The 15,845-nt window shown below is 44.1% G+C and carries 18 protein-coding genes and 2 pseudogenes; 13 read left to right on the forward strand and 7 right to left on the reverse strand.

Annotation, left to right across the window (positions count from 1 at the left end):
• Positions 1-28: 28 nt before the first annotated feature.
• Positions 29-718, reverse strand: coding sequence for a hypothetical protein (locus tag QFZ51_RS20840; RefSeq protein ID WP_429048531.1), 690 nt, complete (start codon positions 716-718; stop codon positions 29-31).
• Between the two features lie 110 nt (positions 719-828).
• On the opposite strand from QFZ51_RS20840, the gene QFZ51_RS20845 reads away from it, so the two are divergent.
• The 6 genes from QFZ51_RS20845 to QFZ51_RS20870 are packed head-to-tail and all read left to right on the forward strand — an operon-like array spanning position 829 to position 6,656.
• The gene (locus tag QFZ51_RS20845; protein WP_429048532.1) at positions 829-1,893 is read left to right on the forward strand and encodes a tellurite resistance/C4-dicarboxylate transporter family protein; all 1,065 of its coding nucleotides are present in this window, start codon (positions 829-831) and stop codon (positions 1,891-1,893) included.
• Between the two features lie 36 nt (positions 1,894-1,929).
• Positions 1,930-2,994 carry a hypothetical protein gene (locus QFZ51_RS20850; RefSeq protein WP_429048534.1) on the forward strand — a complete coding sequence of 355 codons (1,065 nt, stop codon included), beginning with the start codon at positions 1,930-1,932 and terminating at the stop codon, positions 2,992-2,994.
• Between the two features lie 39 nt (positions 2,995-3,033).
• The gene (locus tag QFZ51_RS20855) at positions 3,034-5,247 is read left to right on the forward strand and encodes a molybdopterin oxidoreductase family protein (RefSeq protein WP_429048535.1); all 2,214 of its coding nucleotides are present in this window, start codon (positions 3,034-3,036) and stop codon (positions 5,245-5,247) included.
• 23 nt (positions 5,248-5,270) lie between these two features.
• Positions 5,271-5,840, forward strand: a complete 570-nt coding sequence (locus tag QFZ51_RS20860; protein WP_370910607.1) for a 4Fe-4S dicluster domain-containing protein — start codon at positions 5,271-5,273, stop codon at positions 5,838-5,840.
• A gap of 10 nt (positions 5,841-5,850) precedes the next feature.
• Positions 5,851-6,378, forward strand: coding sequence for a Rieske (2Fe-2S) protein (locus QFZ51_RS20865; protein ID WP_429048537.1), 528 nt, complete (start codon positions 5,851-5,853; stop codon positions 6,376-6,378).
• A gap of 23 nt (positions 6,379-6,401) precedes the next feature.
• The gene (locus QFZ51_RS20870) at positions 6,402-6,656 is read left to right on the forward strand and encodes a DUF6755 family protein (RefSeq protein WP_429048539.1); all 255 of its coding nucleotides are present in this window, start codon (positions 6,402-6,404) and stop codon (positions 6,654-6,656) included.
• A gap of 116 nt (positions 6,657-6,772) precedes the next feature.
• Here QFZ51_RS20870 and QFZ51_RS20875 read toward each other — a convergent pair.
• Positions 6,773-6,931, reverse strand: a pseudogene (locus tag QFZ51_RS20875) (DUF2461 family protein); the annotation flags it as partial.
• A 559-nt stretch (positions 6,932-7,490) separates the two neighbouring features.
• Here QFZ51_RS20875 and QFZ51_RS20880 point away from each other — a divergent pair.
• Entirely contained in the window at positions 7,491-8,894 is a 1,404-nt protein-coding gene (locus QFZ51_RS20880) for a hypothetical protein (RefSeq protein ID WP_429048541.1), read from the forward strand.
• Between the two features lie 17 nt (positions 8,895-8,911).
• Here QFZ51_RS20880 and QFZ51_RS20885 read toward each other — a convergent pair whose 3' ends face one another.
• From QFZ51_RS20885 to QFZ51_RS20905, 5 genes and pseudogenes are all read right to left on the reverse strand, one after another.
• Entirely contained in the window at positions 8,912-9,643 is a 732-nt protein-coding gene (locus QFZ51_RS20885; RefSeq protein ID WP_429048543.1) for a DUF6000 family protein, read from the reverse strand.
• 164 nt (positions 9,644-9,807) lie between these two features.
• Positions 9,808-10,377, reverse strand: a complete 570-nt coding sequence (locus tag QFZ51_RS20890; protein ID WP_429048545.1) for a glycosyltransferase 61 family protein — start codon at positions 10,375-10,377, stop codon at positions 9,808-9,810.
• A gap of 136 nt (positions 10,378-10,513) precedes the next feature.
• Complete coding sequence (locus QFZ51_RS20895) at positions 10,514-10,990, reverse strand: hypothetical protein (protein WP_429048547.1); 477 nt, start codon at positions 10,988-10,990, stop codon at positions 10,514-10,516.
• A gap of 98 nt (positions 10,991-11,088) precedes the next feature.
• A pseudogene (locus QFZ51_RS20900) lies at positions 11,089-11,784 on the reverse strand (serine hydrolase domain-containing protein); the annotation flags it as partial.
• Positions 11,785-11,958: 174 nt separating this feature from the next.
• Positions 11,959-12,804 carry an AraC family transcriptional regulator gene (locus QFZ51_RS20905; protein WP_429048549.1) on the reverse strand — a complete coding sequence of 282 codons (846 nt, stop codon included), beginning with the start codon at positions 12,802-12,804 and terminating at the stop codon, positions 11,959-11,961.
• 86 nt (positions 12,805-12,890) lie between these two features.
• Here QFZ51_RS20905 and QFZ51_RS20910 point away from each other — a divergent pair, with 86 nt between their 5' ends.
• Genes QFZ51_RS20910 through QFZ51_RS20935 form a run of 6 tightly spaced genes read left to right on the forward strand, consistent with a single transcriptional unit; the run spans position 12,891 to position 15,758 of the window.
• Positions 12,891-13,457 carry a short chain dehydrogenase gene (locus QFZ51_RS20910; protein ID WP_429048551.1) on the forward strand — a complete coding sequence of 189 codons (567 nt, stop codon included), beginning with the start codon at positions 12,891-12,893 and terminating at the stop codon, positions 13,455-13,457.
• Positions 13,458-13,462: 5 nt separating this feature from the next.
• Complete coding sequence (locus tag QFZ51_RS20915) at positions 13,463-13,963, forward strand: lipocalin-like domain-containing protein (RefSeq protein WP_429048553.1); 501 nt, start codon at positions 13,463-13,465, stop codon at positions 13,961-13,963.
• Between the two features lie 54 nt (positions 13,964-14,017).
• Complete coding sequence (locus QFZ51_RS20920) at positions 14,018-14,692, forward strand: helix-turn-helix domain-containing protein (protein WP_429048555.1); 675 nt, start codon at positions 14,018-14,020, stop codon at positions 14,690-14,692.
• 60 nt (positions 14,693-14,752) lie between these two features.
• Complete coding sequence (locus QFZ51_RS20925; protein ID WP_429048556.1) at positions 14,753-15,199, forward strand: ester cyclase; 447 nt, start codon at positions 14,753-14,755, stop codon at positions 15,197-15,199.
• A gap of 14 nt (positions 15,200-15,213) precedes the next feature.
• Positions 15,214-15,414, forward strand: a complete 201-nt coding sequence (locus tag QFZ51_RS20930; RefSeq protein ID WP_429048557.1) for a hypothetical protein — start codon at positions 15,214-15,216, stop codon at positions 15,412-15,414.
• 5 nt (positions 15,415-15,419) lie between these two features.
• Complete coding sequence (locus QFZ51_RS20935) at positions 15,420-15,758, forward strand: hypothetical protein (protein ID WP_429048558.1); 339 nt, start codon at positions 15,420-15,422, stop codon at positions 15,756-15,758.
• Positions 15,759-15,845: the final 87 nt, after the last annotated feature.

Here is a 15,845-nt window from a genome sequence, read left to right on the forward strand (position 1 = left end):
AAGCGACAAGTATCCAATACTTATCACCTTATTTACTTTTAAGCCAGCTGACATATTTTTCCAGTTCATCGCCTGTTTCGCCGGCCGCCAACGCGAGGTATTCGTTAAGCAGTACCGGGTCTTTTATATATTCATCAATGGCCTGCAGGCAGCCAATCTTATGATACTGCTCATCAACGGTGTCCCACGATTGTTTCAATATCGTCCTGATATCCGGATACTTGAGTTTTGCCAGCGCCAGCAGGGATAACCGTTTGGTGTATTCATCATTGCTATGGTAAAGGTTTAAAAGGATGTGCGCTATTCCGGGCGTTAGTGTATCGAACTTTTTTTCAAAACAGGCAGCAAACTGATATTTTGCATCATCGTATTCAGTTCCGGATAATTGAGACACAGCCCTGGCAAGTATCATAAAATCTTCGACTGAAAGATCGCCGAGGTTCGATAATACAGGCGCCCGGGATAACCATGCAATCATTCTTCCAATATCCCAATGCCGCGCAATGAGGTAAAGCAAATGAGCCAGATCCTCCTCATCCAGCTGATTGATTTGTCTGGCGGCCAGCAGGGCCGAAAAATAATCTTCTATTGGTTGCCACTCCGGATAACTGGCGTCATTAACTTGCAGGTCCTGTATCTCTTGCAGGGAATAGTTTGCCGACAGCCATTCTTTAAATGAGTTTACAAAAATTTTTAGTGTGGTTTTATGGTCTGTCATAGTTGCATCTTACGGTACAAAATAAAATAGCCGCGTGAATTATCCAACATTTTTATACATCGAAAAGATTTTTATGCGCAGTAAATCTTAAATTACATAAAACCCTGATCATGTCTAAAGCTGGACTCGCACATCCTGGTCAACCGGTTAACACCACGTCTCTGGAAAACTTCTTCCCTGGTTATTTTGCGCTGATAATGGCTACAGGAATCGTTTCCATAGGAATGTTCCTCTGGTCGCATCCCCGCATGGCCGGTATCTTTCTCGGTTTAAATATATTTTTTTACCTGCTGTTATGGATCATTCTTATTCTACGGATTATAAAATTCCCGGTAGTGGTTTGGAATGATCTCCATCATCCGGCCAGGGGCGTAACCTTCCTCACACTGGTAGCCGGTAACAATGTGCTGGGCAGCCAGGTGGCGCTTATCACCGGTCGCATGGATATTGCGCTGGCATTATGGATAGCGGGGTTTGTACTCTGGATACTGCTGTTATATACTTTCTTCCTTGTAAATATTATGAAGGAGCCCAAACCTTCGCTGAAGCAGAGCATCAATGGCGCCTGGCTGTTAATCGTTGTATCTACAGAGTCGGTGGCTGTTTTGGGGGCCATCATCGCCAACAGCAGCGCACTTCACTGGCTGATTGCATTTATTTCCCTGTGCACTTATATGATAGGTGGCATGTTTTACTTTGTACTTATCGGGCTAATCCTTTACCGGTGGTTGTTTTTCAGCATGAAAGCAGAAACCCTCACACCACCCTACTGGATTAATATGGGCGCAGTAGCGATTATTACATTGGCAGGTTCCCGTCTTGTCATGTATGCCCGGGCACATGAAACACTTGGCGAGTGGGCCGGCTTCGTACAGGCTTTCACGATGTTTTTCTGGGCGTTTGCCAGCTGGTGGCTCCCTTTGTTATTCATCATGTTTTTCTACCGGCACTTTATTGCCGGCGTGCAGTTGAAGTACGATCCACAGTATTGGTCGATGGTTTTCCCACTGGGCATGTACGGTGTATGTACGTATACATATGCGGCCATCACCGGTTTCAGTTTCCTGAAACCTATTTCCGCTTTATTTGTTATATTAGCTTTAGGCACGTGGGTGATCGTGATGATTGGTTTGTTTATTGATCTTTTTTCAGCAAAAAAAATACAAGAGAAATAACCCCGTTGTCTTATTCAGCTATCCAAAAATGTACCCATGCAGCATTCTCTCAATAAGAAAGCGGCCATTATTTCGATTATTGCTACCCTCGTTTGCGTAGTGATTTCATTTTATGGCTCCAGGAAACTGCAAAATTTTGACCCTGCTTTAATTGCCTATTTATTCGGAACCCTGTTTGCGCTGTTCGGAGGCATTTACCGTTATTGCGTATGGCTGCAAAGGCCTCCTACCTGGATGTATTTTAAACGCACCTGGCAACTGGTCTTCTCCGGAAAAATCTTCGCTCATATTTTTTCCCTGGTAGCAGACTCCGTAAAGAACCTCCTGTTCCAGTCTTTTATCTACCCCAGGGGCAAAAAACGGTGGATAGCGCACTTTATGCTGGCGTCCGGTTGCCTGGCGGCATTCGCCATTACCATTCCGCTCACTCTTGGCTGGATCAATTTCACCCTGGACCCTGCATCCGCATTGGATCCGGGAGCTACTAAATTATATGCTGCCAACTTCTTCGGTTTTAAAGTAATGAACTTTAAACTGGGGTCGGTTATGGCGTTTTTAATTTTTCATGCTTTAACCTGGTGCTCCTGGTTTGTTATAGCAGGCGCGGTAATTTTTTTAGTAAGAAGATTAACCAATGCGGGCCTGATCGCATCCCAGACCTTTGAAGGCGATCTGCTCCCCTTGATTCTCCTGATCATTATTTCGGTAACGGGGCTGGGACTGAATTTCAGCTATGCTTTTATGAAAGGCATCGCCTATGATTTTATGTCGGTAACACATGCCATCTCCGTGATCCTTTTCCTGGTGTGGATTCCCTTTGGCAAGTTCTTTCATATTATCCAGCGTCCTGCGCAGATAGGTGCGCATATTTATAGGCGGGAAGGAGAAAAGAGAGGCATGGCGATTTGTCCGCATACGGGCAAGGCATTTACCTCCCAGCTACATGTAGACGATCTGAAGACCGTCACCAAACAATTAGGTTTCGATTTCACCCTGGAAGACGGCACCTCTCACCTGGATTACAGCCCGGAAGGAAAACGCTCCCTGCTGGCCAAGGCACATCTGAAGGCCCGGCAGGAAGGCGGTACGCTGTTTGGATAAACGCAAAGAAGCATTACCCGAAAATAAAATACGATCAGCATGGCCAAATTACCCGTTTCCACCGATAAACTGATTGCCCATTTCGGCCCTCATCTCAACTTTGCTCCCCAGGAGGGATACACCGGCAGGGATGAACCTGATGCCACCGTTAAAACTCATTGCTGCTTCTGTGGTATGCAATGCGGCATTCAGCTGCTGGTAAAAAACAACAAAGTGGTTGGGTTCGAACCGTGGATGGAATTCCCCTTCAACGAAGGACGGCTTTGCCCCAAAGGCGTACAGCGGTACCTGCAGGATAATCACCCCGACCGGTTAATGGAACCACTGGAGCGGGTGGAAGGAGAAGGCTTTAAGCCGGTTTCCTGGGATCATGCACTCAGCAGGGTTACTGCCGCTATCAGGCAGATACAAGCCGATCATGGGAAAGATGCTTTCGCGGTTTTATCAGGAGTGTCACTCACCAACGAAAAAAGCTACCTGATGGGAAAATTTGCGCGGGTAGCTATAAAAACCGCCAACCTGGATTATAATGGCAGATTGTGTATGGTGAGTGCCGGCGCCGGGAATAAAAAGGCGTTTGGGCTGGATCGTGCCTCCAACAGCTACGCCGACCTGGAACATGCGGAGGTGATCATTGTTACCGGCGCTAATGTGAGCGAAACTTTCCCTACCCTCACCCATTGGCTTTGGCGGGCAAGAGACAACGGCGCAAAACTGATTGTCATAGACCCAAGGGTTATTCCACTGGCCAGAACGGCAGACATACACCTCGCGATAAAACCAGGAACAGATTCTGCCCTGTATGGCGCCATGCTTAAATACCTGGCGGACCATGATATGCTGGATCATGATTTTATTGATCAGCATACCACCGGGTTCCAGGAAACTATTGCAGCGGTACAGGACTATACCCTTGAATGGGCGGAAACCATTACCGGTATCGAAAAGGAAAAAATACAAATGGCAGCGGAACTATGGGGCAAAGCCAGCACCAGTTTTCTCCTCCATGCACGCGGTATTGAACATCACTCCAAAGGAGTAGACAATGTACTGGGCTGTATCAACCTGGTATTGGCTACCGGCCGCATTGGCCGGCCCTACTGCGGTTACGGCACCATCACCGGTCAGGGTAACGGGCAAGGAGGCCGGGAACATGGACATAAATGCGACCAGCTGCCGGGCAACCGCGACATCACCAATCCGGAACACCGGAAATATATTGCCGGCGTATGGAATATCCCGGAACAGGAACTGCCTGGAAAAGGACTCACCGCCTGGGAGCTGATAGAAGCCATACATCGCGGCGAGGTAAAAGGATTGCTGTCTATCTGCTTCAACCCGCTGGTATCTTTGCCTAATAATAACTATGTGAGGGAAGCCCTCGAGAAACTGGAATTCTATGTTTGCATCGATTTCTTTTTAAACGAAACCGCCAGGCATGCAGATATCGTACTGGCAGGCTCCCTGCACGAAGAAGAAGAAGGCACCGTTACTACTGCAGAAGGCCGGGTAGTTCGTATACGCCAGGCCGTTACCCCTCCGGGAAATGCCCGCACAGATACTTCCATTATACTGGAACTGGCAGCCAGGCTGGGAGAAGCAGAGCGATTTAACTACGCCAGCTCAGAAGCCATTTTTAATGAACTGCGCATCGCCTCCAAAGGTGGCACGGCCGATTACTATGGCATCACTTATAAAAAAGTGGAAGATAATATGGGCATCTTCTGGCCCTGCCCTTCCGAAGATCATCCGGGCACACCACGACTGTGGGAAGATAAAAAATTTGCCACCCCGGATGGTAAGGCTCATTTTAACCCGGCACCGTTCCGGCAACCATCGGAGGTAACTGACAGCGAATACCCGGTAGTACTTACCACCGGACGGGTAGTATCACAGTACCTCAGTGGCACACAAACCAGGCGGATCGGCAAACTGGTGGAGCTGATACCCGAGCCGCTGCTCGAAATACATCCTGAACTGGCACAACGATACAATATCCGGCAACGCGAAACCGTACGGGTTACCACCAGGCGCGGCACGGCCGATTTCCCGGCAAATATTGTGGAAACAATACGGAAAGACACCGTATTCATCCCCTATCACTGGCCTGGCAAAAAATCAGCCAACCAGCTGACCATCGGCACACTGGACCCGGTGTCAAAGATCCCGGAATTCAAAGTATGCGCGTGCCAGCTGGAGCCGTTGGGAGTTTTCACCCAGCCGGGCGAAGTACCTGCATTTGACAGTATCTGATTCACACAAAACATGATAACCTGATGGAAGTTACCGCCTACAAAACCGATATGGAGTTCTTCGTGGACATGCAGCGCTGCATTGGCTGCAAAGCATGTGAAATGGCCTGTGCGGAATGCGAAACCAATGGCCACGAAAGTATGATCCACGTAAATTACGTGGAACGCGCTGTTACTATCCAAACCACGGTGCAGGTATGCATGCACTGCGACGATCCCGTATGCGCGAAAGTGTGTCCTGCTGACGCTATTTCCAAAGATGACTTTGGCGTTGTACACAGCGCCAATACCGCGCGGTGCATAGGCTGCTCCAACTGCGTGATGGCTTGTCCTTTTGGCGTACCCATCAAAGAAGAGAAATACGACATGATGATGAAATGCAACATGTGCTACGACCGGACCAGCGCCGGCAAAAAACCGATGTGCGCCACTGTTTGCCCCAGCCAGGCCTTGTTTTACGGCACCAGGGAAGAAATTAACCGGATGCGCCCTAATAGCACCCCGGTAAATAAATTCATTTTCGGGGAACAGGAAGTGACAACGAAAGTAAATATCATGATGCCCAAAGGAAGCACCTTTCTGAAAATCCATTAAACTGAACAGTATGTCTGATAAAACTGCAAAAGCACCTCATTGGAAAGAGGATTTTCCGATAGAAAGAACCGAAGCCACGAAGGTAAGCCGGCGGGATTTCGCCCGCTTCCTTTGCCTGGTTTCCGGCGGTCTTGCAGCGGGCAGCGCCTACGTAGCTGTTAAAGCGAATTTCTTTCCGCCAGAAGAAGTAACAGGAGAACATTTTGTTTGTAAAGCAGCCAGCGTTCCTGTAGGAGGTACCCGTTCCTTTGTTATTGAAGGAAGCACTATCCCGTATATTCTCATACGACTGGAAAACGGCAACTGGAAGGCATATGAACAAAAATGCACCCATCTTTCCTGTGCAGTATATTATAAGCCCGGCTCCGGGCAGATTGTATGCCCCTGTCATGAAGGTTTCTTTGACGCCATGACAGGCGAAGTGCTGGCAGGGCCGCCGCCCAGGCCATTACCCGCCCTGGAAGTATTGCTGAAAGGGGATGATGTGTATGTGAAAGCCGGGAATCAGAATGCTGCTAAAAACGCAGCTGCCATTTAAAAATCTATCTAACAATATTAAAAATGAGCAATTTTAAAGATGCACAAAATAAAGCGCACCCAAATAAAACAAACACGCTCATATCTGCGCTGATCATTATTCTTATCCTGAATATCGGCATCCAGATATGGCTGCTTTATACCAGTCTTAATAACGCCCTCGGCGAAAACAGGGATATTGCCCTGCCGGCATTTCTGGCCTCACTGTTTTTATTCCTGATAGGTTTCTTCTGGCTGCATTTCCTGCCTATGGGATACCGGAAAAATGACCGGGAATAAAGGGAAATACTCCAGGAAGCCTACAACAAAGCTGAAATTCTTCAGTTTCAGGTATTCCCCCACCGGATCATCTTTTTCAAAGCCCGAAGGAATACGTTTTATTTTTCCTTCTTTGCTCAAACCGCCGAAGTAATGCTGGCAACTTTCTTCACCTCAATTTTCTCAAACTCCAGTGCATTGCCGGAAATCTCTTTCCGGAGCGTTTTCGGGCTATCATTTTCCAGCATGTAAATACCTCCCGCCAGAAAGGATTGACCACGCTGGATATGCAGATAGTAGCCGGCTTTCCCTACCGCTGGTTAGGTGCTTAGCATACGAAATTCTCTCAGTACCGGATTATAAAAGTTTTTGTTAAAACACTTTGAATTACAAAGTACTTTTAGTTACTTTGTAATTCAAAGCATTTCTCTCACTTAAAAAAGGCGGGATCATGAAAATTTCAAGAAAAAGATTTGTTGTCCTCTTCCTCATTGGTGGATTTGCCTTTCTTTTTATATACAACGTAATTTTTCGGTCAGTCGTCCGGCTCATTCCTGAAAACGGAGCGTCTTTTATGAGCACGGAATCACTTACTGGCTGGAAGAGCATAGTATCCACAATGTTGTATCCTGTTAAAATTGTTCTGGCGGGTCCCATTCTTCCACTTATGAATCTGCCGGATCCTCCACCCCCATTCCTGGTTATTGGATTTGCTCTCTACTGGACTATATTGGCGCTCGCAATTCATTATTTTATTGGAAAGATTAAGCGCTCCCGACTAAAGGCATGATGATTCTTTTTCGTATATTAGGTTTGATAATCAAAATTGTATCTCAATAAAAACCGGTCCCTCAAATGTTTGATAATCATAACCGTACTGATGTTGCACAACCCCCTTCCCGTGCAGCAGCAAACCATCATAGTTCATCTGGCATTTCGCGGCCATCCATCCACCCCTTTCAGCGTAAATTAGCACATGAAGCACCGTTATCTCATTCAATAGATCAAAACAACGCTATTACTCAGGCAAAAACAGCCGGCAATGTCGTGCAATTTACGAACAGGAACAAGGAAATGGCAAAAGGAGCTGGCATAGGGGCATTGGCAGGGGCCGGAGCTGCCGGAGTAGGTGCTTATTTAGGCGTTTCGGCTTTAACAGGCCCCGTTGGTCTGGGTTTGGTAGGGATGGGAGCTTTGGCTGGAGGCGCATACAAGTATTATCAGCAATCCTATGCCAATAAAGAAATGGAGCGCATTGAAAACGAGCAGAAAGGCTTATACAAGCGGGTTCAGGACGCATTTGATAACGGGGATATTGACAACAGCGCTTTGGATGCACTAGATCACTTACAACAGGAGCATTTAAATCTTGTCGATTATGTTCATCGTATGAATTTAGATCTCCCCCTGCCCAAAGATGCTAAATTTACGCCTGAACAAACTAAAACGGTCCAGCAAAATTGGAACGCCCTGCGTAATGAAACAGGTATCATAAAAACAAATAAGGATGCCACACCTGAATTTAAGAAGGAATTAAGGGCGATGCATGCCAAACTTCTTTCTCAGCCCAATGGAGCTGAATTGCTAAAAAGGTTGCTCGAAACAAAACAAACGCTTGAAATAAAACAAAACAAAGCCCCTAATCTGTCCAGGAAGGAAAAACAGGAAAGGGTATATCGTAAGCATGAGATAAATAGGGAACTAAAGCAATATGGACCCGAATTGGAAGAGATAATAAAGCAAAACAAAGAGAATGTTGAGCGCGCTGAAAAAGAGGAGACTTTAGATGCCTATTTTGATTCAGAAATATATACTAAGCTTATGTCCAGGAAAAGAGAACTTGAGGAGCAGGTTGGCAGCCGTGAAGTAGAAAAGGATAAATATAATTCTTCCGTTGCTAACGCAGATCCTGCCGGAAAAGATGTTGAGCTAAGAGAACGGATAAAAGATAGTGAAATGGTGAATGAAGATAAGGATCATCATCCTATTCCTGCTCCCGGATTTATTGTTTATGGACATGAACTGATCCATATTTTAAATTCACGGGTCACAGGCAAGGATCTTAAATCTCAAACTCTTGGCGACAATTGGCACAATAAAGACGAAAAGCATACGATTGAAGGAATACCGGAAGAAGCTACCGTGCATAATATTACCGAGAATAAATTGAGAGACGACCATGGTCTGCGCAAAAGGGAATGGCATACTGGAAAATCCCGGGAAGAATTGGAATATGAACGGGACAAGAAGAATAAATAAAAGCTTTCAATTCTTACTCAGTCTTTTAAGCGCTCGAGGATGGCCATATGCCCCATGAAGAAATCTGTTTTAAATATTGCTTCTTTTGGGGCTGCCGTTTCCGCCTTTTCTTCGCCAAGGCTTTTATCTGTTACAATTTCCAGCATCCTGGTAATACCCGAAACAGATTTTTTATTGATCCGTGCCCTTTCTAAACTTAACTTTTCCCAGGCTGGTACGTGTTTGGCAAAGTGATTGGTTTGCTGTTGCTGATCCAGGTACAGCAATGCTTCCATGACCGTCTGCTGATTAAAATACAGGGAAGGTGTGGTCAGGTAATGATCAAGATACTGATGCAGGTATCCGATACTTTTCTCCGTATTAAGATAAGTAAGGGTAAGGGCGTAGATATGTCCTACGCAGCACACTTCACTTTTCAGTAAATGAATACCTATGATATCGATGAATTCCGTATAACCTTTAATGGCAGCAAAGTAGGCCCCTACCAGTCTTGTGCGCCAGTTGAAGTCGCCCAACAGTTCTTTGGTTATCTCCCGGGTGATCTTTCCTTTTATTTTCTCCAGGGCGACGATCCAGCTTTGATCATTTTTCAAGTTAATTTCGAGATAATATGGCGTTACCCAATCCTGGAGGAAGCTGGCAGAGAGTTCCTTTGAATTTTTATGATCAGGCAGTTCATCGAAGGGGTGAGTATGCCTGATAGCAGCACCAGCAATGTGCAGCCGGATCATTTTATCCTGGTCGTTCATAGTATAGGGAATGAGATTATGTGGCGTAAATGTACAGAATCATATTCAATAATTATCCAATACAGCATCATTCTCTAAACAAGTCCCTAATAACATGAACATGTTATTGAACCTTAATGCTATTGCTACTTTCTTTGTTCCTTCAATGAAACCATGGATTTAGCCTAAGCCGCTATCAAAATCTGTTGCTTCCAATCAAAATCTTCAAACCTTATTATGCTATAACCATTACTTTTAACAACATCCAAAATTACTTCTTCATTCAGCATCTTTCGATACCTGGCCTTATCCCTGGTAGCATAAATTTTGTCTTTGGCAATTGGAACGCTCAGCCTGGATAAAATAAAACGCTGCATTTCCTGCATCACCTTATCATTCGTGTACCCGGTTAAACAGGTATGGGTGACAATCGACAGATGCTTTGCCTTGACAAGCTCCCGCTCTTGTATAAATTCAATTCCAGCCGGGTTTAAGTCGAAAAACTCCAAACTCGCCAGGCCAATATCTCTAATGTATGCTACATCAGGAAGCAATAAAATATAATCTTTTACCAATTCCCTAATCGGAAACAGGCGGGGGATTACGTTGCAGAACCAATGATAATGTGAATGAGACCATTCACCAAAAGCCAAAAGGTATTTTCCGTTGCCCAGGGTTCGTTTTTTCCTGTTTACAGGCATTTCCCTGTGAATCACATAGCTATCTAAAATGTGTTTTATCTGGTCCTCTTTCAATGGTAATATAATTATCGGGAATAATTACGAAGATAAAGCTTAGCCGTTATTACTACATTACAAATTATTTCTTCTGATATCTGGATTGTGTATTTCGGTAATATAAAAAATTCATGCCTATCTTTTTATCAAAGCACTATACATTCCCAATAATCTTCTTCCAATGTGGCAATTGAGCCGGCGCTTTGGAAGCCACTTCCTTCAAAAACTGCTCAGCAACTTTCTGGAATTCTTTCTTCAGATCAGAAAGTGGAAAGGTTTTGTTGCGCCATTTTTTACTGCCGCTGCCCCCTCCACCTGAGATAGCCGATTCAACAATGGAAAAGGCTACCTCGTTCGGTTTAACCAGCACAAATCGAAAGGCGGGTTGCCCCTGCTCCCCCTCATCATAGGTGTATTCGGTATCTTTTCCTGATTCGAAGTTGCGGACGACTGTGCCCAACACATTGAGCCAGGCATTCAGGCATACATCTCCTTCTCCAAAATAGCCCAGGGCGGGTACCACCTTCTCATCGATTATGATCTGTAAGCGACCGTGTACGTGCGAAAAATGATCGGTGTTTGCGCTTGGAATGGGCCTACAGCTGCCCAGTCCTATTCTTAATTGTCCCATACCGGTAAAAATAAATATTTATCCTGATTCCCAAAACAAGAAAAGCGATCACGGTTAGTGCTGGATGACAAATTGTATAAGAAAGAATCACCATGATGCTAATTGGAGGAGAAGTGACTTTGTTTCAACGTTTTTAGTATCGCAGTTGTCAGCCGGTAAAGGTCACCGCCTGCCTGGTCGTCTTTTTCGTTAGTAAGCAGGATAATGGCTGCCTGGTCATTTGGATATAGTGAACAGAAGCTCCGGAATCCGTTAGTACCTCCGTCTATCCTGATATAATAGTCCCAATTCCTTGTTCTGCCAATTGCCCATTGGAAGCCGACAGCGTCTTCTTCCACGTTACCATAAACAACCCGGTGGGTGAGTTTTACCGCAGCATCTTTTTCAGCGAGTTGGTAGTCAGCATATTTCAACATATCATCTATGCAGGAATGAAGCCCTCCTGCGCCTGGAAAAGAGACCTGTACCGGCTGTGCTTTTTCACCACTGGCAGTATAACCGTCAAGTTTTGCAGCAGCACGATTCACAAATGTATTTGTCATGCGTAGGGGCCCAGTTATGTAGCGGTTGATCAACGTTTCAAAGTCAGCCTGGTAAATATGTTCCAGTGCATAGCCCAATAACTGGTAACCTACGTTGGAATATGCATATTTTAACGTCTTCAAACTATCCAGTTTGATTTGCTGCAGGTGATCCAGGAAATAAGCTTCCGTCATTGGAACCGATATGTCACCATCCGTAAAACTATTTGGAAACATCGCGGTATGACTCAGCAAGTATCCCACGCGCACCGGTTCCCCCGATGGATATACCCACCCTCCCCGCTTTACTTAAATATAATTTTGCCGAACGATCCACCGTAGAATCCAGTTGGGTTTTTAAGGGATTGTCATTCAACACCTGAGCTGAACAGTTAAGGTATACTCCAAAAAAGGCGATAATGATCCCGATTCTTTTCATGGCTATTATTATACTTTCTTTCCTGTTTTCTTAAACGCTGTAGGACTTACTCCTTTATACCTTTTAAAAATACGGTTTAAATGACTTTCGTCTGTAAAGCTAAGCTCATAGGCAATTTCACTCATGCGCATATCACTATGTAATAGCCTGGTTTCCACTAACCTGATTTTGTAATGAGTAATATAGCTCTGAAGTGTTTCACCGGTTTGTTTTTTGAAATACCTGCCAAGGTAATTTGTTGAAATATTAAAATGACGGCTTAAATTCTCCGTTCTGAGTTTCTCCGGTTCAAAAATGTTTACTTGTATATAATTCAATATTTCCAAAATTGGCTCACCTGTATCCTCCTTTATATTCTTGGGCAATTTTAACGCAATATTTCTTGCTACAACCGTTATGATGGTACTGATAACCTGTTCTGAAATACGGGTATAGTAGATCTGTTGCCTGGTGTGTTCATCAAGGATCGTATTTACCAGTGAAAAAATAAAAGGTTTATCCGTTTTATTTTTTAAGATACACCCGGGTCTGTGACTGGCATTTTGTAAAATGTATGTTACATGCGTCACCGTATCCTGATCCCTGTCTGATTTTTCCCTGATATATGATTCATTAAATCTTAGAAAAAAGAAACTGGTCTTTTGGTCAATATCAAAAGAGTAAGTATCCTTTGGGGTTAATAAAAATAAATTTCCTTTGCGGTAATTAAACTGATGGTTATTGACAAACTGTACGCCGGTACCTTCCATAATATAGATGAGTTCAAAGAAATTATTGCGCTTTAAAGGTTTTTCGAAGCGCTGTAACTCCTTCCATTCGATTTCATATTGTTGATGTAAGGTTCCTCCCGGCATGTTGTAAAAGTACAAAATTAGCGTAATAATGTACAACCAGAATGATAATCCCCTTGTATACATTTGCTAATATAAATTCTAATAAGATGAAAATTCTAATAATTGGTGCGGGCGGCACTATTGGTATGAAGGTTACTGCGGCGCTGAAAGCGCATGAAGTCATCACCGTGGGAAGAAACACCGGGGATATTATGGCTGATATCTCTTCCCCAACTGCCGTGGAAAATCTATTTAAGCAAGTATCAGATATCGATGCGATCATTTGTACTGCCGGCGATAGCGTTACAGGTCCCTTGCCGGAGATGAATAAAGCGCAGTTCATGGTTGGTATTGAGCAGAAGTTATGGCCGCAGATTAACCTGGTGCTTTCCGGCATGAAGTATCTGAAGGATAATGGTTCGATCATGCTTATATCCGGAAAAATGGGTGAATTTCCCGCTAAAGGTTCGTCGGGGAAGGCATTTGTAAATGGAGCGATCAACAGCTTTGTAATGGCTGCGGCGCAGGAAATGCCCAGGGGACTCAGACTGAATGTTATCAGCCCGTCTAAAGTTTCAGATACTGGCGGGGATGAATTAATAGCGGCTTATGTAAGATGTCTTGAAACAGCAATAAATGGGGAAATTATAAGAGTAGGTTATTATAAACAGTAATTAAAATGAAGACTATTCTATATCTCGTTTTTACGATGTCTGTCTCTTTTGTACAGGGACAAGATAATAAAGGACTATCAGACCAGCACCAATTTTGGGGTACCTGGTCACTTATCTCCGTTGAAAATATAAATGCTGATGGCAGTAAAATTGCTCCTTATGGCGAACATCCCGTTGGGATGCTCGTTTTTACAAAAGAAGGAAAGTACGCCATCCAGATATTAAAAGCTAACCGGAGTAAAGTTTTAGCCAATGATAAAGATAAAGCTACCACAGAAGAAAATGCGGCGTTAGTACGGGGAAATAACTCTCATTTCGGAACCTATACTATTGATGAAAACAAACAGGTAATTGTATTCACTATCCAACATGCTTTTTATCCAAATTGGGAGGGAATTACGCAAGTACGTACTTATTCATTGAAAGATAGTATTCTTACATATACCGTGACTACACCTACAAGCGGAGGCGCTGCGGTGGCGAAGGTTGTATGGAGAAAAAATTAACAAATAATCATATCTTACCGGGGTATTTACAGCGGAAATATGCATATAAACTATATGGATTTAAATAGCGGAGTGGCGGGTTTTTCACAAAAGGATTACCAATTAAAGCGTCATGCCCATTTCCCTATTGAAGTAGCTTTCAGCTTATCAGGGCAGTTAACTATTGAAACCGATACCCACAAATATGCTAATATTCAATCTGCCATTATTAATTCAAATGTGCCGCATACTTTCAGTTGCCTGAACAGTGAATGCCAGCTGTATTTTATAAACCCCGTGTCTTATACCGGGAAGAATATCCTGAAATCCTATCTTAGCCAGAACGAAGACATTCTAATTGACCCCGTTGAAATTGAATTTTTCAGGGAAAATCATATACTCGCTTTTGAAAATAAAAACCTGGCTTTAAATGACATGGACAGCCGGATACAACGAATCCTGGACTGGATAAAAGCGAATTATGCAACCGACCGGATAAATATTGCCAGGCTTGCTGAAGTTGCTTTTTTATCAGAAAGCAGGTTATCACATTTATTTAAGAAGGAAGTAGGCACCTCTATTAATCAGTATATCTTATGGAAAAAGATTGAAATGGCTATAAAACATGCACTGGAAGGCGCCTCCCTCACCAAGTGCGCCTACTCTTCCGGTTTTGCGGACTCTTCTCATTTTATTAAAACATTTCAGAAAATGTTTGGCATCTATCCATCTTTTGCCATCAAAAAATAGCAGGATTATACAATTTATCTTGTCGGCGTCGTCCCAACTTTGCTTCTAAACAGCACAAAGATGACCGACACAATAACAGCCATTAACAAGGCAATCGTTCAACGACTGTACAAGGAAGTACTGGTGAACTGGAATATGTCACTGGTAGAGGAATTTATTGCACCTCATTTTATATCTCACGACTGGCCGGAAGGCAGCCCATCAGGTCCGGAAGCATTCCGGACTTATTATTCAACCGTTATACGCTCCGTATTACCGGACGCCCGCTATGAAGTGGACGACCTGATTGCAGAAGGGAACCGGGTAGTAGTGCGATGGAGGCTATTGGGGACCCATAAAGGCCACTTCCTTGACATCGTTCCCACAGGCAGGTTTATCACGCTCGAGGGTATTGCGATCTACCGCCTGGAAAACAATAAATTGGCAGAACGCTGGGTGGTCACCAATCTGCACCGGCTACTTGAAAAAGTAAAAGACACTTCATCAGCCAACGTAAAACAACACTAAAAACACAAGATATCATGCTATATAAAATTGCGCTATTCTTACACATTACAGGAGCTTTAATGGTATGTGCCGCCATTGCTATTGAGTGGCTTTGCATCATCCATTTCAGGAAAACAGCTAGTATGGACCGCATTAAGGAATCGCTTTTCTATTATTCCAAGGTGGGTATCATGGGCGATATAGGAGCGCTCCTGATCCTGATTCCTGGTATATAATATATATGATGGTCTCCGTTTGGGGTGATGCCAGGTGGGCTATATTTGGTTTTTTGGGGTTGATACTCATAGGCTTGATTGGCGGCATCATAACAGGGAGAAAAATGAAAAAAATCAGGAAAATAATGAAAGAGAATAATGCGCATTCGCAGGAGTTAGAAAAACTTATAAACGATAATTCACTGTGGTTTTCTATCAAAATGCGAACAGCAATTTTCCTGGGGGTTATTTTTTTAATGACGGTGAAACCTGAACTGGAGGGCTCCATCATAACGATATTTGTATCCATCATACTTGGAGCGCTTCCCTTGCGGATGAAATATGAGCCATCTGCTGCCGGGTAATACGCTCCAATCTCATATTTTGTTACAACTAAAGCAGATCCGGTTAGGTCTGGCATCCGCCTATTCCGGAATTTTGTCATCTCAAAC

Source organism: Chitinophaga sp. W3I9, from assembly GCF_050434025.1.
Classification (GTDB): domain Bacteria; phylum Bacteroidota; class Bacteroidia; order Chitinophagales; family Chitinophagaceae; genus Chitinophaga.